Raw genomic sequence first — 744 nt, 5'->3', positions numbered from 1 at the left:
TCCGCCGGCATTCTTCTGGTGGTGGTTTTCCTTCGACGCCTACGCGCCCGCGATCTTCGTCGAGGGCGGCATCATCGCGGTATCGGGCGGCTTCCTCGCCATCGCCGCCGCCATCCTCATGTCGATCATCCGGGCGCGCGAGGCGCGCAACGTCGCTACCTACGGATCGGCGCGATGGGCCGAGGACAAGGAAATCCGCGCGGCTGGATTGCTCGGCCCCGATGGCGTTCTGCTCGGCCGATACGACCGGGACTATCTGCGCCATGACGGTCCCGAGCATGTCTTATGCTTCGCCCCGACGCGCAGCGGCAAAGGTGTCGGGCTAGTGGTGCCGACGCTGCTGACATGGCCAGCATCCGCCATTGTCCACGACATAAAAGGGGAGAACTGGACGCTGACGGCGGGCTTCCGGGCGTAGCACGGCCGGGTGCTGCTGTTCGATCCCACGAACGCCAGATCGTCGGCCTACAACCCGCTGCTGGAGGTCAGGCACGGGGAATGGGAAGTCCGCGACGTGCAGAACATCGCGGATATTCTGGTCGATCCCGAAGGCAGTCTCGACAAGCGCAACCATTGGGAAAAGACCAGCCATTCGCTGCTGGTCGGCGCGATCCTGCATGTTCTCTATGCGGAGAAGGACAAAACGCTGGCGGGCGTTGCCAACTTCCTGTCCGACCCTCGCCGTCCCGTCGAGGCGACCTTGCGCGCCATGATGGACACGCCGCATCTCGGCGAGGCGGGCGT

The 744-nt window shown here is 64.8% G+C and carries 1 pseudogene; it reads left to right on the top strand.

The features are described 5' to 3' along the window. A pseudogene (locus JP75_RS24885) lies at nucleotides 1-744 on the top strand (type IV secretory system conjugative DNA transfer family protein); the annotation flags it as partial.

It is taken from the genome of Devosia riboflavina (genome assembly GCF_000743575.1).
Classification (GTDB): domain Bacteria; phylum Pseudomonadota; class Alphaproteobacteria; order Rhizobiales; family Devosiaceae; genus Devosia; species Devosia riboflavina.
Note: the sequence above shows the minus strand (reverse complement) of the source record. Positions and strands in the feature narration are given on the sequence as shown.